Below are 25582 nucleotides of genomic sequence, written 5' to 3' on the forward strand. Positions count from 1 at the left end.
TCGTCACGTCCGGGGGGTGGACGTCGAAGCGGCTGCGTAGTGCGCGAATGGATGCTCATAGCGCAGGAGCGGAGCGAGATCATGCGCCCCGAACAACTCTCGGGTCGGTCGGGCCTGCCAGGTGCCCTCATCGTCGACCCCCCAGTATCGCGGGTCCGAGGGCGCATAGGGCAGGTCGGTCAACTCCATGATCTTAGACTCGATGTATTCATGCGCCAGCATCGCCAGCGCCGTCTCGCGTTCGAGAGCGGACGGGAACTTACCCTCGTAGGACCAGGTCCAGAGATTGACGATGAAGTCGTGCGCACGGAAGTAGTGGTCACGGTAGAAGTAGTCGGGCCCCGGTCCGTCCGCCACATCATGTACCTCAAGGAACAGATTTCGTCGCGCACGGGCCACCACCTCCTCCGGCACACCCAGGTTGCGCGCGATCCGCTCGATGTCGTCCGGCAGAGCCCTGATTCCGACGTAGTCGTCCATGTCCTTTTGCTTAGAACCCGGAGTGTGCTCGGCGGGCCCGTCCGGAATACGCCCGGCCGGGTCCGGCAGAGCCTCATCGTCCGGCGCATACACCTTCTCGGAATCGGATCGCTCCGACTGGTCCTGCTCCACCTGCGGCTCAAGCAGATCAAGGTCCGCCGCTTTCTCGCCCGTGCCGTTCTGGGCAGTGGTCTGCTGGGCCTGTCTGCCCCAGGAGGTCTGGGACAGGGCCGCGATCGGCTGGGCCGTGCCCTGGGCGTCCAGGTAGATCGCCTTCAGCTCGACCACGTTCTGCGGCCGGTCCGGATCGCCCGTGTGGCTGTACATCGGGACGTTCTCACTGATGTGCCGAGTCTGCGAATCCAGGAACAGGATCGTCCCGTTCTGGTTGACCGCCAGCCACGCGTGTCCGCCGCCGCCCTGCCAGCTCGTCTCCAGGAACGCGGCCGCCCCGTGCCCGCCCGCCTGCAACTGGTGCACCAGGGCCGCGAAGCCCCAGTCCGACCACTGCCGCATCTGGTCCGGCGCGAGCTGCCGCGACATGTCCGGGAACACGGTCTCCCACTGCCGCCCGGCCACCGCGGCGGCCCGTTCCCGCCCCCACTCCTCGCCCCGGTCGATCTGGGTGACATCGGTGCCCCGGTAGCGGTCCCAGGTGCGCGGCGCGGAGACGCGCGGGTTGCCGCGCCAGGTCTGCCACAGCGAGACCATGCAGTCCAGGCAGTTGATGCCCCGGGACGGGTCGAACTCCGGCCCGCCGTCGTTGGCCAGCCCGAACCAGGTGCCCGTGCGCGCGTCGGGGAACGGTTCGAGGCTGCCGTCAGCCTGGCGCGGCATCGCGGCGGCCAGGTCGTCCTGGTGCGCGCGCAGCGGCGGGCGCAGGCCGCCGACCTGGTGGTACGGCCTGCCGTCGACCGGCGCGGGATCGGCGTACAGCTCGCCGCTGTCGGTGTTCAGGTGGGCCCACTGGTCGGCGGGCACCGTGGTGACCTCGTGCTCGGTGTAGGTCCCGTTGTACGCCGCCCGCGAACGGTTGCCGTACTCCACCGACCAGGCGCGTGCCTGGTCGGCCCAGTATTCGCACTCCGCACCCTGGGACGAGTACGGGTCCTGGGCGCGGTAGTGGCGCGCCCAGGCGTCCAGGCGCCGGCTCTCGTTGAGGTGCCACGCCGAGCGGTCCGCCAGCGAATCCGACTCCTGCTGGCGGCGTCGCAGCTCATACGAGCTGAGCCGGGTCTGCAGGCCCGCCCGGTACGACCACTGCGGGTGTGCCGGGTCCGCGGGGGCCGGACGCGGCTGCCCGGCCGGGTCCGGCGGCGGCACGTCGCCGTCGACCGGTCCGCGCTGCTCCGGGATGCCGTGTCCGGTCCGGGGGTCCGCCCCGGCGGCTACTCCAGGGTCCCCGCCGCGCGTCTGCGGTGCGACTCCTCGAAGATCGCCGCGATCTCCGGCTCGCTCGGCAGCGGCCGGGTCCCCCCGGTGACGGTCAGGGCGGCCTGCTCGGCCTCCGTCCGCAGGACCGGCCTGCGCCGGGAGTCGTTGCGCCAGTCCTTCAGGAACTCGCGCACCGTCTCCGGGTCGTAGCGCCACTCCTGCGCCCGGTGATCCCAGATCATCGACTCCCGGAACCCCTCGCCCTGGATGAGCAGGCCCGTCGGCTGCTGGTCCGGGAAGTCCTCGACGTCCTTGAGATAGAGCGCCTGGTAGTACAGCATCCTGCCCCTCCAGCACGGCGGCGACCTTGTCGGTGACCGGGAAGTCGCCCGGCGCGAGGTCGTATTCGGCGATCACGTCGTCGGGGGTACGGCCCTGCGCGGCGAGGCGGTCCACGAACGCGTTCCAGACCGCCGGGTTGTCCGAGATCCACTTGGCCAGGCCGGTGTCCTTGGACTGCCCGCCCATGCCCGGCGGAATCGCGTCGATCATACCGGTGGACCGGTTGATCTCGATCATGCGCAGCAGCGCCCGGACCCGCGGTTCCGGGTCCGCGTCGTCGTCGCGCAGCACCTCGTACTGGGCGTGCGTCGCGTGCCAGACCTGGTAGGACAGCTCGGTGGGCAGCTGCACCTCGAACAGGGTGCCGTCGGGCGCCCGGAAGGTCGCGTTGGTGCCGTAGAAGCGGTTGCCGGGCCGCCAGAAGTCCTTCGGCGGGCCGTCCGGCTGGTAGCCGGCCGCCGCCATGCCCTGGAGGAACCGGTCCAGCGCGGGCCGGTAGTCCGCGCCGCCGGGCAGGACCAGCGAGAACCTGACCGCGTCGTTGACCGTCGCCGCGAAGGCGTCCGGTCCGGCCAGCCGGCCCTCGGTGAGGTACTTGCGCTCCAGCGACTCCCGGCTCTTGACCCTGGACTCGGTGTCGCGCGGCTCCAGGCTGCCCGGGGCCAGGCCGAGGCGGCGCTCGACGTCGCCGGCGATGTCGGTCAGGTCGTCGAGGATGACGTCGGAGCTGCGTACCGCCCGCTCGTGGACGTCGTCGAGCATGGCGCGCTCGGCGGCGCTGAGCCCGGTGTCCGGCCGGGGCTCGAAGGCCCGGCCCATCGGGTCCGGCGGCGTGTCATCGTCGGTCAGCTCGGATGCTGGTCCGTCCAGTCCGGGCTCTCCGGGATGTCCCCCTTCCACTGGAAGATCCAGTGGATGGTCTCCTCGTCCGGGAACTCGTCGCCCTGGTGACTGACCGTCTGGAAGACGGCTTCCGCCTCCTGCCGACTGATCTCGTCGTACCGGTCCATGTTCTCCGGCTTGAAGCGGAACGCCGCTATCGACCGCGGGTCGTACGTCCACGCCTGCTGGTCGTAGTCCCAGAGCATCGCGTCCTGGTCGGTCTCCCCCACTATGAACAGCCCCCGGCGCCGGCCGTCGTTCCTGTCGGACGCGTAGGTCTGAAAGTAGTGGATCATCTCGGCCCTCCATCTCCCGTACGAGATCCGGGTCCATCACCAGGTCGGCCCCGTGCAGTCCGAACTCGTCCAGCACGGCGCCGAACCCGTCGAAGGTAGCGCCCTGCTCGGCCAGCCAGGCCCGGTACCCCGGCCAGGTCTGCTTGTTCTGGGTGATCCAGCGCAGCAGGCTGGTGTTCTGCACCGTCGGCGCGTCCGGGAAGCGTTCCCGGATGAGCTGCTCGATGCCGGGCGGCACGCTGCCGTTGAGGCCGAGCCCACGGTTGACGGCGTACATGCCGAGCAGGGCGTGGATCCGGCGCGGATGGAGTTCGTCCTCGCGCCGCACGACCTCGTACGCCTCGTGCGTCTGCTGCCAGGCGCGATACGAGTCCGCGGTCGGGAACTGCACCTCCATCAGGCCGCCGTCCGGCGCCCGGAAGGTCGCGTTCAGACCGTGGTAGCGGTTGCCCGGCCGGAAGAAGTTCTTGAGCTGCACGAGCTGGTGACCCTGGCCTTCGAGACCCGAGATGACCTGCCGCAGCGCGGTCGGGTAAGCCGCACCGCCGGGCAGCTGCACCGAGAACCGGGCCGCGTCGTTCACCTCCTCGGCGAACGCCTCGGCACCCCGCTGCCGCCCCTCGGTCCAGAACTTCCGCTGCAGGGACTCCAGCGACTTGACCATGTGCTGGGTGCCCTGTAGCCGCAGCGCCTGCGGCGCGTCGGGCGCCAGCCCCCGCTGCCCGTTGAGGTCGGCGAGGATGCCTCTGAGGTGGCCGAGCGCGGTCTTCGCGCGGGTTTGGCCGGCGGTGTGCACCGCGGCCAGCACCCGCGCCTGCTGCTCGGTGAGCCGCACGTCGGGCGAGACGGGCGCGGGCGGCTTGGTGATGGTGACGTGGACCGCGTCGGCGCCGTACAGGCGGCCGGGCAGCAGGCTGCGCTGCCAGGCGGCGCGGAACAGGGCCGCCTCGCCGTACGTCCGGGGCACCGTGCCCTTGGCGTACGCGATCTCGCCGCGGTCGCCGCCGACGGCCAGGGTCCCGTCATCCAGGCGGCGCAGGTCGACCGCGAGCGTGTCGCCCTTCTCCCCGCCGAGCGGCTCGTCCGGGGTGTGCAGGCACACCGGCACCCGGTCCAGGCCGCCGAGCCGGGCCGCCCGCAACCGCCGGTTGTCCAGGCTGGACAGGCTCCCGTCGCCCCACACCACGACGTGCGCCGGGCCACCGTGCCAGCCGGTCTCGCCCATCTCCCGGGCGAACTCCGCCATCGACTTCACACCGCTGAACGGGCTCACCGACCGCTGGCTGACCCGCACGTCCGCGGTCGGCACGACCGCGATCCGGGGCAGCAGCGCCTCCAGCCGCGCACGCTCGGCGTCCGACAGCTCGGACGGGTCGGCGTAGCCCAGGTCGGCCAGGGTCGCCCGGCCCGCGCCGAGCCGCGCCAGCTCCGCGTCCGACAGGCCCCGCATCATCAGGTCGTGCCGCGGCGCTGTGCCCGCCGGGTCGGGCGGGGTGTCGTCGGCGGCGGGTTCGGCTAGTCGTCGCTCTGCGGCGGGGCGCCCTTCCACTGGAAGATCCAGAGGATGGTCTCCTCGTCCGGCAGGGGCTCCGTCCCGTTGGTGATCTGCAGGGTCAGCTCCTCGGCCGCCGCCCTGGTGATCACCTCCGACCGGTCGGCGTACGTCGGGTTGTCCAGCAGCCAGTGCACTCCCGCCGGGTCGTACACCCAGGCTTTCTGGCGATGGTTCCACATCATCGCGTCCAGGCCGTCCGAGATCAGGATCCCCCGGGGCGGCGGCTGCGATTTGTCCACCGCGTAGAACGCGTAGTAGTCCAGCATCTAGTCGCTCCAGTTGTACGGCGGTGCCCGGCTCGATCGGCAGGTTCTCGGCGTCGAGGCCGAACTCGGCGAGCACGTCGGCGAAGCTGTCGAACGATGCGCCCTGGCCATCCAACCACGCCTGGTAGCGCGCCCAGAGCCTGCGGTTCTTCGTGATCCACTTGGCGAATCCGGTGTCGACGGCGCCGACGGGCCGGCCGTCCGGCCCCGGAATGTCCGCGACGCCCGGCGGAACGCCCTGGTCGAGCCCCAGCTGCGCGTTGACGGCGAGCATGGACAGGAAGGCGTGCACCCGGCGGGGCGGCAGCTCGCCGCGACCGAGGTCGTCGACCTCCGGCCCGGCGCCGTCCGGCCGCGCCTGCTCGTTGTCGTCCTCGCTCGCCTGGCGCATGACCTCGTACGCGTGGTGCGTCAGCTCCCAGGCGCGGAACGAGTCCGCGGTCGGGACCTGCACCTCGAAGAGCTGGCCGTCCGGGCTGGTGAAGGTGGCGTTGAGGCCCTGGAACCGGTTGCCGGGCCGGAAGAAGTTCTTCAGCCCCGTCAGCTGGTACCCGTCGCGTTCCAGCCCCGCCCGCAGCCGGTCGAAGGCCTGGCGGTACGCGGCACCGCCCGGCAGCTGCACGGAGAACCGGACGGCGTCGTTGACGCCGTCGGCGAAGGCGTCGATGCCGACCGCGCCGCCCTCGACGAGGAACTTGCGGGTGAGCGAGGCGAGCGACTTGACCCGCTCAGCCGTGCCGCGCAGCCGCACCCGGTCGCCGTCGGCCAGGCCGAGCTGGTCGCTGACCGCGTCGGCCAGTCCGGACAGGTCACCCATGATCGAGTCGGCGGCGGCCGTCGCCTGGTCGTGCAGCGCGCGCAGGACCTGCGCCTCGTCCGGGGTGACGTCGCCGTCGACGGACAGCGGGCCGGGCGGCCTGCCGATCGTGACCGGGGCGGCGTCGGCGCCGAACAGCCGTCCGGGCAGGAGGCTGCGCTGCTCGGCGGCGCGGAACATCGCCGCCTGGCCGAACGTGGCCGGGACGGCGCCCCGCGCGTACAGCACCTCGCCGCGGTCGCCGCCCACCGCCAGGGTGCCGTCGGGCAGCCTGCGGATCTCGGTGGTCAGCGGCGCGCGGTACCTCTCGCGCTCCGGGTCCTCGCCCTCGGGCAGCGCCGCGAGCGGTTCGTCGGGGGTGTGCACGCACACCGGCACGGCGTCCAGGCCGCCGAGCCGCGCGGCCCGCATCCGCCGATTGTCCAGGCTGGTCAGACTGCCGTCGCCCCAGGCGACGACGTGGGCCGGACCGCCGCGCCAGCCGGTCTCGCCCAGCTGCCGGGCGAACTCCGCCAGCGACATGCTGCCGCTGTGGGGGCTCACCGACCGCTGAGTGAACCGCACGTCCTGGGTGGACACCACCGCCACCTGCGGCAGCATCGCCTCCAGCGTGGCCCGCTGCGCCGGCGACAGCTCCGCCGGGTCCGGGTAGCCGAGGTCGGCCAGCGTCGCCGCGCCCACCCCCAGCCGGGCCAGCTCGGCGTCGGTGAGGTTGCGCAGCATCACGTCGGCGGACGGCTCGGCCGGACCCCGGCCGGTCCCGGCCGGGTCGGGCACCGCGTCGCCTGTGGCCCGGTCGCCTGCGGCGCCGTCCGGGTCCGGTGCGGCTGTCGGCCGATCGGCGGCCGGGACGGTCGCGGGACCGGCCGCCGCCGGGTCCGCGGTGGCAGGGGCGAGCGGGCCGGCGCCGGGCGTCGCGGCGGCCGCGGACGCGTCGGGGGTACCGGTCGAAGCCGCGCCCGGCCTGGGCCGGTACTGCGACCAGGCGCCCGCCGGGGCGTCGGCGATGGTCGACGGGGTGCCGTCCGGGGCCACGACCAGCGCGTCCATCCGGCGGATGCCGTCGGTGAACGGAGGTGTGGTGCTGGGCTCGCCCGGCGGCTGCTGCGGATCGGCGTACATGACGACGCCGCCGTCGTTGAAGACCGGCCAGGTGTGCGAGGTCCCGTCGGCACCCTGGTGGATGATCACGGCCATCGCGCCGGGTCCGGCCGCGAGCAGCTGCTGCTCCAGCCGCGCGTACGCGTCGGTGACGGCGTCGGCGGCCCGGTCAGGCTCCATGCCCCGGGTGTTCGGGCACAGCTGCTGGAGGCGGCCGCCGAAGAAGTCCTCGATCCGGCGGGGCCCGCCGGGTTCGCCGCCGGAGGGCACCGGCCGCCCGGCCGAGAACCCGTCGAGCGTACGCGGCGCCGCGCACCGGGGCCGCCCGTGCAGCCAGGTGTCGGCGACCGACAGCACGACGTCGACGCAGTTCACGCCCCGGCTCGGGTCGGCCTGCGGGCCGCCGTCGTTGGCCAGCCCCAGCCAGCCCGACGACAGCGACGGGAACCGGCGCGGCCGCCCGTCGGCCCCGCGCGGGACCGCGTCCTCCAGCTCGCGCTGGTGGCGGGCGAGCACCGGCCGGTAGCCGCCGCGCTGGTGGTAGCGCCGCGAGGCGTCCACGGGCGGCGGCGTGCCGGTGCCGGTGAGCGCGGAGACGTCGTCGGAGGTGACACCGCCGGTGGTGAACTCGGGACCGCGGTGCCGGTTGAGCGCGTCCCAGGCCGCCGCCGCGAGCGCGCCGGGCGCGCCCATCGAGGCGAGGACGGCCCGGCGCTGGGCGCGCAGCCCGCCGTGGTACGCGTCGCTCCACCGCCGCGCCTCGGTGTCGGGCAGCCCGCCGCGGTCGGGCCCGGTGCCGGTGGTGCCGCCGTCGGGCCTGCCGCCCGCGACCGTGACCGGGGTGGGCACCACGGCCGGCGGGGCCGCCGGATCGGTCGTCTGGCCGTCGCTCGTCGGGTCCGGAGCGGCCGGGCGCACGTGCGGCGCGGTCGCGGGCCGGTGTCCGCCCGCATCTGTCGTGCCGCCGGGCCCGGTGGCCGCCGTAGGGCCGTTCGCGTGGGAGCCGGAACTGGACGGCGTGGCGGGCGACGACCCCGACGTCGAGGTGCTGGTCGACGTCGGGCTGGTGGTGCCCGTGCTCGGTCCCGTCGGGGTGCCGGTGCTGGCCGACGTACTGGTGGTGCCCGTGCTCGGTCCGGTCGGGGTGCCGGTGCTGGCCGACGTACTGGTGCTGGTGTTGGTGCCGGGCGTGGTGGACGCGAGCCCGGCCGAGGTGCCGGTGCCGGCGGAGACGCCCGTGCTGGGCGAGGCTCCGGCCGATACCCCCGTGGAGACGCCGCCCGTGGAGCCGCCGCCGGTGGACGGGGCGGCTGTGGCGGGGGCGGCGGCCAGGCCGGAGGCGGGGCCGGTCTGGGCCGGGATGCCGGTGGGCGCGGCGACGACCGGGCCGATGGCGGGACCGCCCGGGGGCGCGGCCGCGCCGGTCGCGGTGACGGTGGCGCCGGGCGGGGCCTGGCCGGTGTCGGCGGGCGGGGTGATCCCGGCCAGCGAGGCCGAGCCGCCGCCGTGGTGGCCGTCGGTGCCGCCCGCCGGGGCGCTGGGCCACTGGGCGCCGTCGTCGCCGGTGACGGTGACCGGCTGGGTGTTCGGCGGGGAGCCGCCCGTCGTGGTGATCCCGGCCGCGGCGGAGATGCCCGCGTCGCCGTCGAGGTGGATCGCGGCCAGGTTGCCCACGATGGTGTCCGTCATCGCGTTGAACTCGTGCGTGACGTGGTGCGTCGCGCTGCCCCGGGCGCCGGACACCGCCGACATGCCCAGGTTGTCCAGGCCGGGCAGCTGCCCGGTGGCCGCGGAGCCGCCGAGCTCGCCCAGCACCTCGGCCCGCGCGCCGTGGGCCATCTTGCTGGTGAAGGACCCGTTGTGGCCGCCCGCGAGCGTGCTGGCCGCGCCCCCGGCGAACCCCGCTCCCGCGGAGACGGCCAGGTCCACGAGATCGACGCCGTGGCGGCGGCCGATGGCGTTCTGGTACGCCTGGATGCCGCCCTGGGTCAGCAGCTCCTCCTTGGCCTCGTCCAGGCCCTCCTTGCCCGCCTTGATCGCCCACTTGCCGAGCTTCTTGCCGAAGTCCTTGCCCAGGTCCTTGAGCTTGTCCTTGACCGCCCGCTTGATGCCGCGCTCGATCAGCGACTTCAGCAGCCGCTTGAGGATCTCCTTGATGGCGAACCGGGTCGCCATGCACATCGGACCGGCGGCGGCGGTCGAGGCGCCGAAGGTGAAGAAGGCGGCGACCGCCATCGCGATCAGCTCGATGAGCAGCAGGCCGAGCTCGACGTAGTACTCCAGTTTGGCGCCCTGGATGTCGCAGCCCGCGCCCTCCAGCATCTCGCCGAGCGCGTGCGTGACGAACGCCGCCGCCTGGAGGGCCGACTTGTCCGAGCCGCTGCCGATCTGGAGCCAGGCGTCCTTGATCGCGGCGGCGACCTTGCCCTCGGCCCCGCCGAAGGCGATCACGGCGTCGAGCGCGGCGCGTTCGGATTCCAGCAGCGGGTCCTGGAGCTCGGCGGAGGCCGTGTACCAGCCGTCGGCGACGTCCCAGGTGGCCTGCTCGTCACCCTCGGGCCAGTCCATGCCGATGACCCAGTCGAGCAGCTCCTTGCACCAGCCCGGAGCGTCGAAGTAGGACAGCGGATGCGGGATCGGCGAAGGCAACCAGGACATCGCGCACCCTCCCCAAGAGCCGAGCAACGACTTGGGTAAGTTACTCGATGCCTCCAAGAGCGCGCCAACCCTGGGCGAAGCCGTTGCGGCGCAGCGCCGGTGCGGACGATACAGTCAGGACGGCCGTACGCGGGGAGGGGTGGACTTCGTGGCACAGCAGTCCGATCGCGACGCGAACTTTGCGCTGCGGGAGCGCTTCGCGCAGGTGCACGACCAGTACACGCGGTTGCGGACCGGGATGGGCGAGTTGCAGACCAAGCTCGCGGCCCTGCGCAGCACCGCGAAGACGGCCGACGGCCTGATCAAGGCGACGGTCGACGCACGCGGGCGCCTGGTGCACCTGGAGCTGCACCCGAGCAGCCTGCGGGAATACGGCGCGGCCAAGCTCGCCGAGGAGATCACCAAGACGACGGCGCGGGCCGCCGAGGCCGCCGGGGCCGGGGTGACCGCGCTGATGTCGCAGGTCCTGCCCGCCGGCTCCGGGGCGGCGGAGTTCCTGCGCACCAACGACATCAACGTGATGATGCGCCGCCACGACGGCATCATGGGCTACGAGCCCGAGGAGCCCGAGGGCGGCCGCCCGTGAGCGGCGACGAGATCCCGGTCCGGCACCTGTCCTGGCCGCCCGGCGACGGCACCCACCTCGACCCGGACACCGGCCGCGACGCGGGACGGCGCATGTTCCTGGCCGGGCAGGAGGTCAGCGGCCTGCGCGACGGGCTCGGCGCGCGGATCGAGGCGGCCGGCGGCGCCCGCCCCTGGGGCAACGACGACTCCGGCAAGCAGATCCAGCAGAACTACGAGCAGATCGGCCCGGCGATCCTGGCCATGTGGCGCATGGTCGGCGAGGCGATGCAGAGCATGGGCGTCAACATCACCGCCGCCGCGAACGAGACCACCGGCACCGACATCGCCACCAGCGAAAACGTCGACAAGGCCGGCACCCGCCACCCGGACATCCCGGTCTGAGGCCGCGACCCGGCCGCCCGGCGCCGGGTACGACTCGGATGATCGCCGCCGGCGGCCGCCCATGGCTTGATGATCGCCGTCTGCGGTCGCACCATGGGTTCATGATCGCCGTCTGCGGTCGCGCGATGGGTTGGTGATCGCCGTCTGCGGTCAGAATCTGCGGCTCAGCGACACTATCCGACCTCAATCAGCGATCTTCACCGCGAACCCCGAACCGCGCCCCGAACCGCGCGCCGCGCCGCGAACCCCGAACCGCGCCGCGAACCGCGCGCCACGCCGCGAACCCCGCGAACCCCGCGCCGCGCCGCGCCGCGAATCGCAGAGTGACGAGTCGCGGTCGGCCGTGGCGCCGACCGCGGACGACGGGTGGGCTCAGCCCAGGGCGGTCGGGCCCAGGAGGGCCTTGAGGTCGGCCATGAGGGCGGGGACGGGCGCCACACGCATGGGGCCGAGCCGGTAGGTGCTGGACTTCTGCCCGTTGGTGATCTTCACGTGCACCTCGGCGGGCCCGGGGTGGGTGGACAGGACCTCGCGCAGCCGCTCGGCCAGCGGCGGGGTGCACCGGTTGGCGGGCAGCGCGAGCACGACGGGCTTGGCGTCGTCGGGAGCCGAGATGTCGGGGATGGACAGGTCCATCGCCATCATCCGGGCCTGGTCGTCGCGGCGGTCGACGCGGCCCTTGACCACGACGATGGCGTCCTCGGCGATGTACTGGCCGACCAGGTCGTACGTGTTGGGGAAGAACAGCACCTCGACGGCGCCGTCCAGGTCCTCCAGGGTGGCCGAGGCCCAGGCCTTGCCCTGCTTGGTGATCCGGCGCTGGACGCCGGACAGGATGCCCGCCAGCGTGACGATCTGGCCGTCGGAGACCGAGCCCTCCTCGCTCAGCGCGGCGACGGACATGTCGGCGGCCTTGCTGAGCACGTGCTCCAGCCCGAACAGCGGGTGGTCGGAGACGTACAGGCCGAGCATCTCGCGTTCGAAGACGAGCAGGTCGGTCTTGTCCCACTCGCCGGCCGGGATGGCCGGGGTGACGACCATGGTCGGCGCGCCGGCGGTGTCGGCGAAGGCTGCGCCGAACAGGTCGTACTGGCCGATGGCCTCGTTCTTCTTCACGCCCATGAACGAGTCGATGGCGTCGGCGTGCACCGACAGCAGGCCCTTGCGGGTGTGCCCCATCGAGTCGAACGCCCCGGCCTTGATCAGCGATTCGATGGTGCGCTTGTTGCACGCCACCGCGTCGATCTTGCGCAGGTAGTCGTAGAAGTCGGTGAACGCGCCGTGCTCCTTGCGGGCCCGCACGACCGCGTCGACCACGTTGCCGCCGACGTTGCGCACCGCGGCCAGGCCGAACCGGATGTCGCCGCCGACCGGGGTGAACCGGGCCGTGGACGCGTTGACGTCCGGCGGCAGCACCTTGATGCCCATGCGGCGGCACTCGGCGAGGTAGACGGCGGACTTGTCCTTGTCGTCGCCGACCGAGGTGAGCAGCGCGGCCATGTACTCGGCCGGGTAGTTGGCCTTCAGGTAGGCGGTCCAGTACGACACCAGGCCGTATCCGGCGGTGTGGGCCTTGTTGAACGCGTAGTCCGAGAAGGGGACCAGGATGTCCCACAGCGTCTTGATCGCCTCGTCGGAGTAGCCCTTTTCCTTCATGCCGCCCGAGAACGGCACGTACTCCTTGTCGAGGATCTCCTTCTTCTTCTTGCCCATCGCGCGGCGCAGCAGGTCGGCCTGGCCGAGGGTGTACCCGGCCAGCTTCTGCGCGATCGCCATGACCTGCTCCTGATACACGATCAGGCCGTACGTGTCGCCCAGGATGTCCTTGAGGGGTTCCGCCAGCTGCGGGTGGATCGGCACCACCGGCTTGCGGTTGTTCTTGCGGTCGGCGTAGTCGTTGTGGGCGTTGGCGCCCATCGGACCCGGCCGGTAGAGCGCGAGCACCGCGGAGATGTCCTCGAAGCCGTCGGGGACCATCGAGCGCAGCAGCGCGCGCATCGGGCCGCCGTCGAGCTGGAACACGCCCAGGGTGTCGCCGCGGGCCAGCAGCTCGTAGGTGGGCGGGTTCTCCAGCGGCAGGTCCTCCAGCACCAGGGTCTCGCCCCGGTTGATCTGGATGCCCTCCAGGCAGTCGTCCATGACGGTGAGGTTGCGCAGGCCCAGGAAGTCCATCTTCAGCAGGCCGATGGACTCGCACGCACCCATGTCCCACTGGGTGATGATGGCGCCGTCCTGCTCGCGCTTCTGGATCGGCAGCACGTCCATCAGCGGCTCGCCGGACAGGATCACGCCGGCCGCGTGCACGCCCCACTGGCGCTTGAGGCCCTCGATGCCCTTGGCCGTGTCGACGACCTTCTTGGCGTCGGGGTCGGTGTCGTACAGCGTCCGGAACTCGACCGCCTCCGGGTAGCGGGGGTGGCTGCTGTCGAAGATGCCGGTGAGCGGGATGTCCTTGCCCATGACGGCCGGGGGCATCGCCTTGGTGATCTTGTCGCCGACCGCGAACGGGTAGCCGAGCACCCGGGCCGCGTCCTTGATCGCGGCCTTCGCCTTGATCGTGCCGTACGTGATGATCTGCGCGACGCGCTCCTCGCCCCAGCGCTCGGTCGCGTACCGGATCATGTCACCGCGCCGGCGCTCGTCGAAGTCCATGTCGATGTCGGGCATGGAGACGCGGTCGGGGTTCAGGAACCGCTCGAACAGCAGGCCGTGCGCCATCGGGTCGAGTTCGGTGATGCGCAGCGCGTACGCGATCAGGGCGCCCGCCGCCGAACCGCGGCCGGGACCCACCCGGATCTTCTCCTTGCGCGCGTACTCGCACAGGTCCGCGGTGACCAGGAAGTAGCCCGGGAAGCCCATCTTGCAGATGACGTCGAGCTCGTAGTCGGCCTGGCGCAGCCGGTCCTCCGGCACCCCGTTCGGGAAGCGGTCGCGCAGGCCGCGGTGCACCTCGGCACGCAGCCACGACTCCTCGGTGTGGCCCTCGGGCACCGGGAACGACGGCATCAGGTCGCGGTGGGCGAACACGGTCTTGTAGTCGCCGATCCGCTCGGCGATCTCCAGCGTGTTGTCGCAGGCCCCGGGCATGATGGCGTCCCACTGGGCGCGCATCTCCTCGGCGGACTTCAGGTAGAAGTCGCGGGCGTCGAACTTGAACCGCTTGGGGTCGGCCATCGTCGAGCCCGACTGCACGCACAGCAGCACCTCGTGCGCGTCGGCGTCGGCGGCGTACGTGTAGTGCAGGTCGTTGGTGACGATCGGCTTGAGGTTCAGGTGCTTGCGCAGCCGCTCCAGGCCCTCGCGCGCGGCCTTCTCGATCGAGATGCCGTGGTCCATCAGCTCCAGGTAGAAGTTCTCCTTGCCGAAGATGTCCTGGAACTCACCGGCCGAGGCGACCGCCTTGTCGAAGTCGCCGATGCGCAGCCACGTCTGGATCTCCCCCGACGGGCAGCCCGTCGTCCCGATCACGCCCTTGCCGTACAGATTGAGCAGCTCGCGGTCGGCGCGGGGCTTGTAGAAGTAGCCCTCCAGGCTCGCCCGCGACTGCATCCGGAACAGGTTGCGCAGGCCGTCGGCGTCGGCCGCCAGCATCGTCATGTGGGTGTACGCGCCACCGCCGGAGACGTCGTTCTCGCCGCCGTCGGCCCAGCGGACGCGGGTGCGCTCCTGGCGGGCCGTGTTCGGGGTCACGTAGCTCTCGACGCCGATGATCGGCTTGATCCCGGCGGCGGTCGCCTGCTTGTAGAAGTCGTACGCCCCGAACATGTTGCCGTGGTCGGTCATCGCCAGGGCGGGCATCCCGAGCCGGGTCGCCTCCTTGAACAGCTCCTTTAGTCTCGCCGCACCGTCGAGCATCGAGTATTCGGTGTGCACGTGCAGGTGAACGAAGGAGTCTGACACGCGCGCCAGCCTACCTCGCCGGGCTGTCGGCGACGCGCCCGCCGACCCGGTCGGGGTCAGCGGACGAACGGCTCCATCATCACCGCGGCGGCGTGCAGCCAGGCGCGCTTGGTCGCGGGCTGGAGGGCGCCGTACTCGATCGAGGAGCCGGTCTCCAGGGCGGGATCGAAGGGCACCACCACGACCGCGCGGGTACGGGTGGCGAAGTGCCTGCGCAGGTCCTCCAGCATCGGCGACTGGCCCGGCGTCGCGCACGACAGCAGCGTGACCGCGTTCTCGGCCAGCTTGCCCAGGCCCACCTCGTGCAGCAGGTCGATCATCCAGTCGGCGGTGAACGCGGCGTCCTCGCGCGGCACGGTGGTGATCACGAGCTGGTCGCAGGCGTTGAGCACGGTCTGCCAGTTGGCGCTCTCGACGTTGTTGCCCGTGTCGACGCAGACCACCTCGTGGGTGCGGCAGAGCAGCTCCAGCACCCGGCGCACGGTGTGCGTGTCCAGCCGCTGGGCGAAGCGCGGGTTCTCCTCCCCGGCGAGCACGTCGTACGACCCGTCGGAGGCGTGGCGCAGGTAGTCGTCGAGCCGGTCCTTCAGCTCGTACGGCGGGCAGTTCTCGATCTCCATCAGGTCGCCGAGCAGGTGCCGGATGGTGCGGGCGTGCCGGGCGCTGCCCGCGCGCAGCCCCAGGGTGCCGCGCAGCTCGTTGTCGTCCCAGGCCAGCACGCCCCGGCCGCGCACGCTGCCGATGGTGGCGGCGGCCAGCACGGTGGCGGTGGTCTTGTGCACGCCGCCCTTGGGGTTGGCGAAGGCGAGCACCTTGGGCCGGTCGAGCTGGCCCCGCAGCAGGTTGACGGCCTGGTCGATCTCGGAGGGCGCGGCGGCCCGCCACTCGACCCGGCCGGTGGGGCCGCCCCCGCCCGCCGACGGCGCGCCGGCGCCCGGACCGGGCGACGGCCTCAGGTCACCGGGGCGCGGCTTGGCGCGGTCCAGCAGCACCCGCCAGCGCGAGGTGTCCGGCGCCGGCAGGTTGCCCGGCTGGCCCCAGGCGGTGGGGTCGTCCGGCCCACGCTGCCCGCTGCGCTCCACGGTGCGCCCTCCCGACCCTGCCCGGACTGATCAAACGCGGCCCAGGCTACGCACCCGGCACCGGCTTGACCACCCTATGTGCTCGGGCCCCCACTCCTCCAGCCCTGTTTTGCGCCTACCCAGGTGTAACTAGGGTGCCTGGCTGGCGGATATGGCGCTCGGCGACTCGGCCGGAGTCTCGGGCCCGTCCGACGGCGTGGTCGTCGGTTCGGGTGACGGCGGCGGCCCGGCGGAGCCGGTCGGCTCGGCCGACGGGCTCGCCGGCGGTGTGGCGGTGGCGGTGGCGGTGGCGCCGGCCGGGGCCTGGCCCAGCTGCTCGGGCAGCGGCGGCAGGAACACCGCCCGGTCGAGGCGGCGCACCTCGGGAGCGGGGTCGACGGCGCGCACCTCCGGGCGGGCGGCGATCTGGTCCAGCGCGGCCGGGGTCGCCCGGACCACGGCGGCGTACACGCAGGCGCACCCGGCCCGGTACGCCTCCGCCTCGGCGGCGGCGACCGTGGAGTCGCCCAGGTAGCCCTGGCGCAGGTCGACCTCGGTCGCGTCGGTGGTCTGCAACTTCGCGGCGACCCGGCGCAGGTCGTCGGCGTCGCCCGCGCGCTTGCGCGCCACCTGCGCCATGCCCGCCACCACGTCGGCGGGGATCGTGAACGCCGGGATGCGCACCGACTGGGTCACCGCGCCGCTCAGCGGCACCCGGGCGTAGACCTCCACCACGGAGACGCCGCCGAGCACCGGGGTCAGCCGCTCCGGCGCCAGGTAGGCGCGCAGGCTGACCAGGGCGTACGTCTCGACCGGCGACGCGGTCGGGCGCTTGAGCAGGCCGGTGAGCTCGGAGCGGGCCTGGCGGGCGTACAGCGGCACGCTCTGGCCCTGCACGACGCCGACCCGCACCGTCTCCATGGCGGCGCTGTCGGCGGACGGCGCGACCGGGCGGCGGGTCGCCCACACCGCGCCCAGCAGCGCACCGATGACGCCGACCACCGCGATGCCGGTCAGCAGCCGCAGCCGTAGCCCGCCCCCGGCCGCCCGCGCGAACCCGCGCGCCAGCCTCGGCACGACCACCTGGTCGAGATGCCGCAACAACCTCTGCACTGAGGTCCTCTCCAAAGCTGAAGCACGGAAGGGCACCGCCGGTGCCCTTCCGTGCCCTAACCGGCGTCGCGCAGCAGCGACAGCGCGTGCGCGAGATCTGGCGGGTACTCGCTGACGAAGCGGACCTCTTCCCCGCTGCCCGGGTGGACGAAACTGAGCTCCCGGGCGTGCAGCCACTGCCGGGACAGGCCCAGCCGGGCGGACAGGGTCGGGTCGGCGCCGTAGGTCAGGTCACCTACACAGGGGTGGCGCAGCGCGGAGAAGTGCACCCGGATCTGGTGGGTGCGACCGGTCTCCAGCTTGATGTCGACGAGGCTGGCGGCGGGGAAGGCCTCCAGCGTGTCGTAGTGGGTGATGCTGGGCTTGCCGCCCGACATCACCGCGAACTTGTAGTCGTGCGTGGGGTGGCGGTCGATGGGGGCGTCGACCGTGCCGCGCAGCGGATCCAGATGGCCCTGGACCACGGCGTGGTATCGCTTGTCGACCTCGCGGTGCTTGAACGCCCACTTGAGGGCGCTGTAGGCCGACTCGCTCTTGGCGACGACCATCAGCCCGGTCGTGCCGACGTCGAGGCGGTGCACGATGCCCTGCCGCTCGGCCGCGCCGGAGGTGGCCACCCGCTGGCCGAGCCCGGCCAGGCCGCCGAGCACGGTCGGGCCGGTCCAGCCGGGGCTGGGGTGGGCCGCTACGCCGACCGGCTTGTCGACCACGACGATGTCGTCGTCGCTGTACACGATGCGCAGGCCCTCGATGGTCTCGACCACGACGGTCGGCGCCGACGGCGGGGCGGGCAGGGTCACTTCCAGCCAGCTGCCGCCGGAGACCTTGTCGGACTTGCCGCGCGCGGTGCCGTCGACCAGCGCGTCCCCGGCCTCGACCAGGGTCGCCGCAGCGGTGCGGGACAGCCCGAACAGGCGGGAGACAGCCTGGTCCAGCCGCATGCCGTCCAGCCCGTCCGGGACCGGCAGGCTGCGGCTCTCGCCCTTCAGGACCATGCCTGCGAACCCTGCTCGGAGCTGACGCCGGCCGAGTCGGCCTCGCGCTGGTCGCCCGCGGCGGCCTTCTTCTGCTCGTCCTTGCCCGAAAGGCGCGAGCCGTCGCGCTGGCGGCCGGTCAGTTCGAGCAGGATCGCCAGGCAGACGCCGCCGACCAGGGCCATGTCGGCCACGTTGAAGATCGGCCAGGTGCGGCCGTACGGGTCGAACAGGCTGAGGAAGTCGACCACGTGCCCGTGGAACGTGCCCGGCGCGCGGAAGATCCGGTCGAGCAGGTTGCCCGTCACGCCGCCCAGGATCGAGCCGAGGGCCAGCGCCCACGGCAGCGAGCGCAGGCTGCGCGCGGCCCAGACGATCCACGAGATCACGCCCACGGCGATGATCGGGAAGATGTAGGTGTGGTCGCGGAACAGGCTGAACGCCGCGCCGCTGTTGCGGGTCAGCGACAGGTACAGCGCGCCGCCGAGCAGCCGGACGGGCTCGTCCGGGTCGAGCTGCTTGGTGGCGATCTCCTTCGTGACCACGTCCAGCAGCACGGCGAACGAGGCCATCCCGGCGAAGATCGCGATCGCCCGGCCGTGGCCGATGGCATGTGGGGAGTGCTCCGGCTCCACCTGATGGTTCTCTTCCACCGACAACACTCCCCTGCCCTGGCGCTCTCGCACCCTGGTCACGTCCGGCCGACCGCAGGTCGGCGCCGCACTATTCTCTGCGGAACGCCGCTGTCAGCGCCGTTCCTCCAACTGCTTACAGGTCACGCACAGTGTCGCCGACGGGAACGCGGCCAGCCGCTCCACGGGGATCGGATTGCCGCATCGCTCACACCACCCGTAGCTTCCCTCATCGAGACGCTCCAATGCGCGCTCGACCTGGTTGATCCGCTCCAGGATGTTGTTGGCCAGCGTGATCTCCTGCTCGCGCTCGAACGTCTTGGTGCCGGTGTCGGCCTGGTCGTCACCGGCCGAGTCGGTCAGGCGCTCGCGCTGCATCTCGGCGATCTCGACGAGCGTGTGGTCGTACTCCTCCTGCAGCTCGTCGCGACGGGCGGTCAGCGCGACCCGGATCTTCTCCGTCTCCGCGGCGCTGCGGTCGCCCTTCTTCGCGGCTGCCACGGGCTTTGCGGCGGCGCGGCTTGCGGTCTTGGACTCAGCAGGTTTGACCATGGTCGCTCCCTCGGCCGCGGTCGTGGCGGCGCTCGGCGTTGCCTGGGCGGGGGGATTTTCCTCCGGCCCGGCGGCGTGCCGCCGGGTGGTCTGGGTGGTCTCGGCGTCGTCGTGCGCCGCCGTGCTGACCTTCTTCTTCGCGGCCGCCGCCGTCGCCGGGGCGGTCTTGCTCGCCGTGGCCTTCTTCGCGTCGGCGCCCGGCTTGGCCGAGGCGCGCTTCGTCGTGTCCGAGGTCGCCGTCACCGTCTCCCCCTTAGCCGTGGCCGCCCCCGCAGCCACTGTCTTCACGGAGCGCTCCGGCGCCGCGGTGGTCTTCGCCGCGGCCTTCTTCGCCGCCGCGCTGGTCTTGCTCCCGCCTGCCCGCTGTTCGGCCATGGCGTCCCCCAGATGCAAAACGGGCGCGCGGCTCACGCCGCGCACTCCAATAGGCTGGCAAGAATACGGAACGTATGGACGGTCCACAAACATGCCACGCGAACCCGGCCGGATTCGAGAAAACGTGCCAGCTCGCACCGGGACGGCCGCCCTGGGGCGACTTGTCCGGACGGACCTCGGGACGGCAGACCCCGGGGAGCACCGGACCGGCGAAAGCTGGCAAAACGGACTTTATCATCTAGTCCCGGCTCTCCCGGCCGTCCTCACCAAACCAGCTCGCCAGGCGGCCGCGCCTGCTGACCGCGCGCAGCCGGCGCTCCGCCTCGTCCCGTACCGCCTCGGTCGTCACGATGAGCAGGCTGTCACCCGTACGCAAGCGGGTGTCCCGATCGGGGACGAAGCCGATGCCCGCCCGCAGCACCAGCGTCACCGAGGCGCCCACCGGCAGGCGCAGCTCGTCCAGGTGCACCCCGGCCAGCCCGGAGCCCTCCGGCACCTCCAGTTGGAGCAGGTCGGCGTGCATGCGCTCCAGCGGCGCGGTCTCCACCCGCAGCTCCGTCGCCTCCCCCGGCGCGGTCACCCGCAGCAGCCGCGCGACCTGCGGCAGCGTGCCCGCCTGCACCATCGTGAAGACCACGACCAGCACGAAAACGATGTTGAACAGCGCCTCCGCCCCGGGCAGCCGCTGCGCCGCCGGGATCGTCGCCAGCACGATCGGCACCGCCCCGCGCAGGCCCGCCCAGGACAGGAAGGCCTGGTCGCGCCAGCTTACGCCGAACGGTGTCGCGCAGACGAGGACCGACAGCGGCCGGGCGACCAGCAGCAGTGCCCCGCCGATCAGGACGCCGGGCAGCAGCACCGGCCAGAGTCCGGAAGGCGACACCTGGATCCCCAGCAGAACGAACAGCCCGATCTGCGACAACCAGGCCAGACCGTCCGCAAAGCCGAGGATGGCCTGCCGGTGGGGCAGCCGCCCGTTGCCGAGCACCACTCCGGCGGCGTACACGGCCAGGAAGCCCGAGGCGTGGGCGACCGCGCCCCCGGCGTAGGCGAGCACCGTCAGCCCGACCGCGGCCAGCGGATACAGGCCCGCGGCGGGCAGGGCCGCGCGGCGCAGCAGCGCCCGGCCGATCATCCCGACCAGCACCCCGATGACGGCGCCGGCGGCCAGTTCGTACGCGATGATCAGCAGCTCGTGCCACCACGGGCCGAGCTCGCCGGGCGTCGAGAGCAGCACCACCAGCAGCACCACCGGCGCGTCGTTGATGCCCGACTCGGCCTCCAGCGTCGCCACCGGGCGGGGGCGCAGCCGCAACCGCCGCAGCGTGGAGAAGACGGCCGCCGCGTCGGTGGAGGCCAGCACCGCACCGATCAGCGCCGCCGTGCGCCAGTCCCAGCCGAGCATCAGGTGCACCGCCACCGCCACCGCCGCGACGCTGATCGCCACCCCCAGCGTGGCCAGCAGCGACGCCAGCGGCAGCACCGGGCGCAGCATGCTCCACCGGGCGGTCAGCCCGCCCTCGGCGATGATCAGCACCAGCGCGCAGGTGCCCAGCAACCGGGTCAGTCCCGGATTGTCGAACCGCAGCCCGAACACCGAGCCCAGCAGGACACCCAGCGCGAGGTACACCAGCAGACTGGGCACGCCCAGGCGGGTCGACCAGCGCACCGCCGCCACCGCGATCAGCAGCACGGCCGCCCCGACCAGCAGCGCGACGTCCAGGAAGGCGGTCATCGGGGCGGCCTCACGGGACGCCGCCGTACAGGGCGGCCAGGCGCCCGGCCAGGTCGGCCGGGGGCACGGCCAGGGTGAACAGCTTGTCGCGACTGGTCTGCCCGGTGCGCAGCGCGACCCCGGCGGCGGGCACGCCCAGCGCCTCGGCCAGGGCCCGGCGGGCGGCCTCGGTGGCCTTGCCGTCGACGGCCGGTGCCGCCACCGCCACGACCAGCGCGACCCCGTGCGGGCCGTCGTAGCGCCCGCCCACCCTGGTCCGGCCCGCGCCGGGCTTCACCCGCACCGCGATGACGGCGGGTGCGGTCGGGAACGGATCGCGTGCCATAGCCCATTGTGGCGGGGCGGCGCCGAGCCGCGGCCGTCACCCGGTGATCGTGTCGGATGCTGGGCGGTAAAGATGTGCGGTAAAAGATCGGTGCCCCCACCGTCCGCACCCGAGGCGGTCGGTGGGGGCACCGGATTCGGCACCGCCGGTTCAGACCCGGCGCGCGTCCGCGAGCAGGGCGCTGTCCGGCTCGCACAGCCCGCACGGGCTGAACCCGAGGTCGACCGCCTCGCCTACCGGCAGCGGCTCGCACGGACGGCCGAGCAGGTGTACGCACCCGGCCACGTGGTAGCGGGGCCGGCCGTCGATGACCAGCACATCCGTCGACATCCGGGCGACCCGGGCCGCGTCGGCGGCGGACACCCGCTGCGCGACCGGCTCGTCCGGCGGATCCTCGTCGTCGTAGTCGTCCGCCCGGCCGCCGGAGCCCTGCTGCGGCAGGACCACCTCCGGCTGCTCGGACGGGTAGCCCGACGACATCGTCATCGTGTCGGTGTCGGCGCGCCCGTTCTGGCGCACCGGCTCGTCGGCCCAGGAATCGCGCTCCGGGGCACGCGGCGGCGCCGCCGCCCTCGTGCCGGCCCTGCGGCCCACCGGTTGCTCATCCTCGTCACCGTCGAACTGCTCGTCCTCGTCGTCGAGGGCCCCTGCCGCGGCGCGGGCCGCGGCGGCCTGGCGGGCGCCCACGACGAGCGCGACCGCGGCCAGCAGGCTGGTGCCGATGGAACCGACGAGCAGACCGCTCGACCCGTTCAACAGCCCCAGTACGAGCAGCACGACGGCACCGAGAATGAGCAGCAGACTTGCAACTATCACAGCTCACCCCCGCCGCGTCGGCTAGATCAGGTGTCGAGGGCTCGCCGAGCAGCGGTGAACGTGACCGTGCCGCGGCCCGCCGAACCCATCTCGCTCCGGCACGGGAGGGTCCCGCACCGGCCGACCACGGGCCCGGCACCGGCCCGGATGGCCGGCCCGGCGGGCGCCGGGTCGTTCTTCTCTCTGCTATCTGCGTGCGACGGCAGCGACGAGGGGTGAGGCTGCCGCAGTGCTTCGATGTGCGTGAGGGGCGATGCTGCGGTGCGGTTCGATCAGGGTGGTGCACCGGACACGGCCGGTCGCGGCGCGCCGGTGGCGGGCCCTGGGGCGACTGGAGTGTCCGGCGGGACGGGCGGATGCGTCCGTCCCGCCCCGGCGACCCGCTGATCGTGCGGGCCGGCCGGGAGGTTCGCGGAGTGCGGCCGTCAGCGGCCGTTGAAGGAGCCGGAACCGGCGGCGGCCAGGCCGCCCGCGGCGCGGTCCTCGCGGCCGATCTCGGCCTCCAGGCTCTGCCCGCGGCCTTCGAGGTCGCGCAGCTGGCTCTCCAGGTACGCCTTCAGGCGGGTGCGGTACTCGCGCTCGAACTGCTTGAGCGTGTCGATGTGCTGCTGGAGGGCGGTGCGCTTGGCGTCCAGGCCGCTGATCGCCTCCTGGTGGCGCTGGCGGGCGTCGCGCTCGAGCGCGTCGGCCTTGGCCCGGGCGTCGCGGGTGACCTCCTCGGCCTTCGCGCGCGCCTCGGAGAGCACCTTGTCCGCCTCGCGGCGGGCGTCGGAGACGTGGTCGTCGGCCGTGCGCTGGGCCATCATGAGCACCCGCAGCGCCTGCTGCTCGCCCTCGGGACCCGACATCGCGGCCGCGGCGGCCATGCTGCTGGCGCCGCCGCGCAGCTGGTCCAGCTCGCCCTGCATCGCGCGGGCGGCCTGCTCGGCCGCGGACTTGTCGCGCTGCATGCGGTCCAGCTGGGCCTTCATCTCGTTGAGCTCAGCGGCCAGGCGCGGGTCGGGGCCACCGGGGCCCGCCGGACGGCCACCGCCGCCCCGCTCGACCTGCATGCGCAGTTCGCTGTTCTCTTCGATCAGACGGGCGAGTTCGCGCTCGACCTCGTCAAGGAAGGCGTCGACCTCCTCCTCGTCATACCCCCGCTTGCCGATCGGGGGCTTCTTAAAGGCGACGTTGTGCACGTCGGCCGGGGTGAGCGGCATCGAAACTCCTCGGGTCAGTCGCGGCCGCGCAGGTCGGCGATCGAACGGGTGGGGGTCACCCGCGGATCGCCAGCCTTACGAAGTACATCAGAACGGATAGGATAACCAGCAGAACAAGGGAGCTCAGGTCGATGCTCACGGTACCAATGCGCAAAGGCGGGATCACACGCCTCAACGCTTTGAGGGGCGGATCAGTGACGCTCCACACCACTTCCAGCGCGGCGGCGGATCCCCTGACCGGGTGCCAGCGCCGGCCGTAGGCCAGCACCGCACCCAGCACGAACCTGCCCAGCAGCACCAGATAGAACAGGTACAGCGCCAGGTAGACGACTTGCAGCACAGGTGAGAACACGTCTGTCGGAGTCCCTCGGTAGGACTAGCTCTGGTTGAGGTACCCGCCCTCGGCGATCTTGGCCTTGTCCTCGGCGGTTACCTGGACGTTGGCCGGTGAGAGCAGGAACACCCGGTTGGTGACGCGCTCGATCGTACCCCGCAACCCGAATGCGAGTCCCGCCGCGAAGTCCACCAGACGCTTGGCGTCAGCCTCGTCCATCTCCGTCAGGTTCATGATCACCGGCGTGCCGTCGCGGAACCGCTCCCCGATCTGGCGCGCCTCGTTGTACGTGGTGGGATGCAGGGTCGTGATCTGCGGGCGGTTGTCCTCGGTCACCGGGGCGATCCGCTGCTGCGGCTGCGCCACGGACGCCAGCGCGAGGTTGTCGCGCGTCGCCGGAGCGGTGGACGTGGTCGCCGACAGCGGCCGCGTGGTCGCGGTGATCGGGCGGACCGTGGCCCGCTCCGCCCGCGCGGCCTCCAGCCGCGCCTCGACGTTCAGGCGGGTCGCCTCGGCGCGCGCCGACTCGCGCGCGGCCTCCAGGCGGGCCGAGCCGCTGCGGTCGGCCGCCACCCGGGTACGCGGCACCGGCGGCGCCTCGTCCAGGTCCTCATCCTCGTCGTCGCCGAGGTCCTCGTACCGGCCCGCGCCCCGGCCGTACCGGTCGTCGCTGCGCTCGCCGCGGCGGCTGCCGCGGTCACGGTATGTGGAGGTGTAGCCCTTGTCGTAGGCAGGCTCGTCGTACTCGTGCTCGTCATCGTCCTCGACCAGCCCGAGCCAGACACCCGCCTTCCGCAGTGCGCCCATTGCCGCGCCCCTCCGTCCGCCGTGCGGCACAGACCCCCGTGCCAATGCCGCTCTCGCGCAGGCACCCGCTTCCGAAGTAGGGTCCACCCCCGTAGGCGCGTTCGCGGCGCGCCGCCGTGGTGCCCCAACCCTCGTCGTCCCGACGCCGCCGCACGGCGCCCCACCTGAAGCCGGTACCTGCTGCACCTCTTACTTCACTCGTGCGGGTTAACCACACTCGTGTAATTCGGTGCCCGCCGCCAGGCTACCGCAGGGCTGGTCGCATTCCGAGCAATGCGCTGCCGATACGCACATGTGTCGCGCCCGCGGCCACCGCCTCGTCCAGATCGTCGCTCATCCCTGCGGACATCACCGTCGCATCAGGATGCACCGCGCGGACCAGTGTGGCGCACTTCGCCACCTCCGCGAAAGCGAGATCCGGCGCCCATTCCAGCGGCGCGACCGCCATCACTCCGCGCAGCCGCAGCGACGGGCTGGCCGCGACCGCCCCGGCCACCCGCAGCAGCGCGCGGTCCGGGTCGTCACCGGACGGCAGCGCCCCGCCGCGGTGGGGGTCACCGTCCACACTGAGCTGCACCAGCACGTCCAGCGGGGTCTGGCGCAGCCGCGCGGCGGCCTCGCCCAGGGCGGCGGCCAGGCGGACCGAGTCGACCGACTGCACCATGCTCGCGTACGCCGCCACCGAGCGCGCCTTGTTGCGCTGGAGCTGGCCGATGAAGTGCCAGTGCGGGGCCGCCCCGGCGGCGGCCACCTCGGCGGCCTTGGGCGCGGCCTCCTGGTCGCGGTTCTCGCCCACCTCGGTGACGCCGAGCGCCACCAGATGGAGCACGTCGGCGGCCGGGTAGGTCTTGGTCACCGCGACCAGGGTCACCTCGGCGGGGTCGCGTCCGGCGCGGCGGGCGGCGGCGGCGATGCGCTCACGCACCGCCGCGAGGTTGCGCGCGATCTGCTCGCGCCGATCCAGATCAGTCATGGTCGAGCCGTTCGTGGGTGGGATCGTGGCCGAGCGACGGGCG

At 72.7% G+C, this 25582-nt stretch carries 14 protein-coding genes and 2 pseudogenes; 2 read left to right on the top strand and 14 right to left on the bottom strand.

The genetic code is table 11. The annotated features are described in order from the left end of the window. Positions 1-3: 3 nt before the first annotated feature. Positions 4-9771, bottom strand: coding sequence for a toxin glutamine deamidase domain-containing protein (locus tag Cs7R123_RS11140; protein ID WP_212825793.1), 9768 nt, complete (start codon positions 9769-9771; stop codon positions 4-6). A 148-nt stretch (positions 9772-9919) separates the two neighbouring features. Here Cs7R123_RS11140 and Cs7R123_RS11145 point away from each other — a divergent pair, with 148 nt between their 5' ends. After that, positions 9920-10357 carry a YbaB/EbfC family nucleoid-associated protein gene (locus Cs7R123_RS11145; RefSeq protein ID WP_212825795.1) on the top strand — a complete coding sequence of 146 codons (438 nt, stop codon included), beginning with the start codon at positions 9920-9922 and terminating at the stop codon, positions 10355-10357. Next, entirely contained in the window at positions 10354-10740 is a 387-nt protein-coding gene (locus Cs7R123_RS11150; protein WP_212825797.1) for a hypothetical protein, read from the top strand. Before Cs7R123_RS11145 ends, Cs7R123_RS11150 begins: the two co-directional genes overlap by 4 nt. A gap of 372 nt (positions 10741-11112) precedes the next feature. Here Cs7R123_RS11150 and dnaE read toward each other — a convergent pair whose 3' ends face one another. The 13 genes and pseudogenes from dnaE to Cs7R123_RS11215 all read right to left on the bottom strand — a co-directional run bounded on the left by dnaE (position 11113) and on the right by Cs7R123_RS11215 (position 25539). Next, entirely contained in the window at positions 11113-14640 is a 3528-nt protein-coding gene (dnaE, locus tag Cs7R123_RS11155) for a DNA polymerase III subunit alpha (protein WP_212825798.1), read from the bottom strand. 56 nt (positions 14641-14696) lie between these two features. Continuing rightward, positions 14697-15659, bottom strand: a pseudogene (locus Cs7R123_RS11160) (MinD/ParA family protein); the annotation flags it as partial. 192 nt (positions 15660-15851) lie between these two features. Further along, on the bottom strand, positions 15852-16814 hold the full coding sequence (locus Cs7R123_RS11165) for a hypothetical protein (RefSeq protein WP_212825800.1): 963 nt from the start codon (positions 16812-16814) through the stop codon (positions 15852-15854). Positions 16815-16870: 56 nt separating this feature from the next. Next, on the bottom strand, positions 16871-17809 hold the full coding sequence (locus Cs7R123_RS11170) for an RluA family pseudouridine synthase (RefSeq protein ID WP_212825802.1): 939 nt from the start codon (positions 17807-17809) through the stop codon (positions 16871-16873). Continuing rightward, positions 17800-18499 (bottom strand): annotated as a pseudogene (locus tag Cs7R123_RS11175) (signal peptidase II). The gene Cs7R123_RS11170 and the pseudogene Cs7R123_RS11175 overlap by 10 nt, the downstream one beginning before the upstream one ends. A 35-nt stretch (positions 18500-18534) precedes the next feature. Further along, entirely contained in the window at positions 18535-18972 is a 438-nt protein-coding gene (locus Cs7R123_RS11180) for a TraR/DksA C4-type zinc finger protein (RefSeq protein WP_212829083.1), read from the bottom strand. Positions 18973-19585: 613 nt separating this feature from the next. Then, positions 19586-21082, bottom strand: coding sequence for a potassium/proton antiporter (locus Cs7R123_RS11185; protein WP_212825804.1), 1497 nt, complete (start codon positions 21080-21082; stop codon positions 19586-19588). Positions 21083-21092: 10 nt separating this feature from the next. Then, on the bottom strand, positions 21093-21407 hold the full coding sequence (locus Cs7R123_RS11190) for a DUF167 family protein (protein WP_212825806.1): 315 nt from the start codon (positions 21405-21407) through the stop codon (positions 21093-21095). A gap of 150 nt (positions 21408-21557) precedes the next feature. Then, entirely contained in the window at positions 21558-22223 is a 666-nt protein-coding gene (locus Cs7R123_RS11195; RefSeq protein WP_212825808.1) for a hypothetical protein, read from the bottom strand. Positions 22224-22648: 425 nt separating this feature from the next. Beyond that, a complete protein-coding gene (locus Cs7R123_RS11200; protein ID WP_212825810.1) occupies positions 22649-23425 on the bottom strand; it encodes a DivIVA domain-containing protein in 777 nt (258 codons plus the stop codon). A gap of 55 nt (positions 23426-23480) precedes the next feature. After that, positions 23481-23777: a YggT family protein gene (locus tag Cs7R123_RS11205; RefSeq protein ID WP_212825812.1), complete on the bottom strand. Its 297-nt coding sequence runs from the start codon at positions 23775-23777 to the stop codon at positions 23481-23483. Positions 23778-23801: 24 nt separating this feature from the next. Further along, positions 23802-24566, bottom strand: coding sequence for a cell division protein SepF (locus Cs7R123_RS11210; RefSeq protein ID WP_212825814.1), 765 nt, complete (start codon positions 24564-24566; stop codon positions 23802-23804). A 244-nt stretch (positions 24567-24810) separates the two neighbouring features. Then, entirely contained in the window at positions 24811-25539 is a 729-nt protein-coding gene (locus Cs7R123_RS11215) for a YggS family pyridoxal phosphate-dependent enzyme (RefSeq protein ID WP_212825816.1), read from the bottom strand. Between the last annotated feature and the right edge of the window lie 43 nt (positions 25540-25582).

This window comes from Catellatospora sp. TT07R-123 (assembly GCF_018327705.1).
GTDB lineage: Bacteria > Actinomycetota > Actinomycetes > Mycobacteriales > Micromonosporaceae > Catellatospora.

Bases quoted from the DNA above. Each gene is read 5' to 3' on its own strand.
- Cs7R123_RS11140 (WP_212825793.1), bottom strand. From the start codon at position 9,771: ATGTCCTGGTTGCCTTCGCCGATCCCGCATCCGCTGTCCTACTTCGAC.
- Cs7R123_RS11170 (WP_212825802.1), bottom strand. From the start codon at position 17,809: ATGGTCCTGAAGGGCGAGAGCCGCAGCCTGCCGGTCCCGGACGGGCTG.
- Cs7R123_RS11180 (WP_212829083.1), bottom strand. From the start codon at position 18,972: ATGGTCAAACCTGCTGAGTCCAAGACCGCAAGCCGCGCCGCCGCAAAG.
- Cs7R123_RS11185 (WP_212825804.1), bottom strand. From the start codon at position 21,082: ATGACCGCCTTCCTGGACGTCGCGCTGCTGGTCGGGGCGGCCGTGCTG.
- Cs7R123_RS11190 (WP_212825806.1), bottom strand. From the start codon at position 21,407: ATGGCACGCGATCCGTTCCCGACCGCACCCGCCGTCATCGCGGTGCGG.
- Cs7R123_RS11200 (WP_212825810.1), bottom strand. From the start codon at position 23,425: ATGCCGCTCACCCCGGCCGACGTGCACAACGTCGCCTTTAAGAAGCCC.
- Cs7R123_RS11210 (WP_212825814.1), bottom strand. From the start codon at position 24,566: ATGGGCGCACTGCGGAAGGCGGGTGTCTGGCTCGGGCTGGTCGAGGAC.
- Cs7R123_RS11215 (WP_212825816.1), bottom strand. From the start codon at position 25,539: ATGACTGATCTGGATCGGCGCGAGCAGATCGCGCGCAACCTCGCGGCG.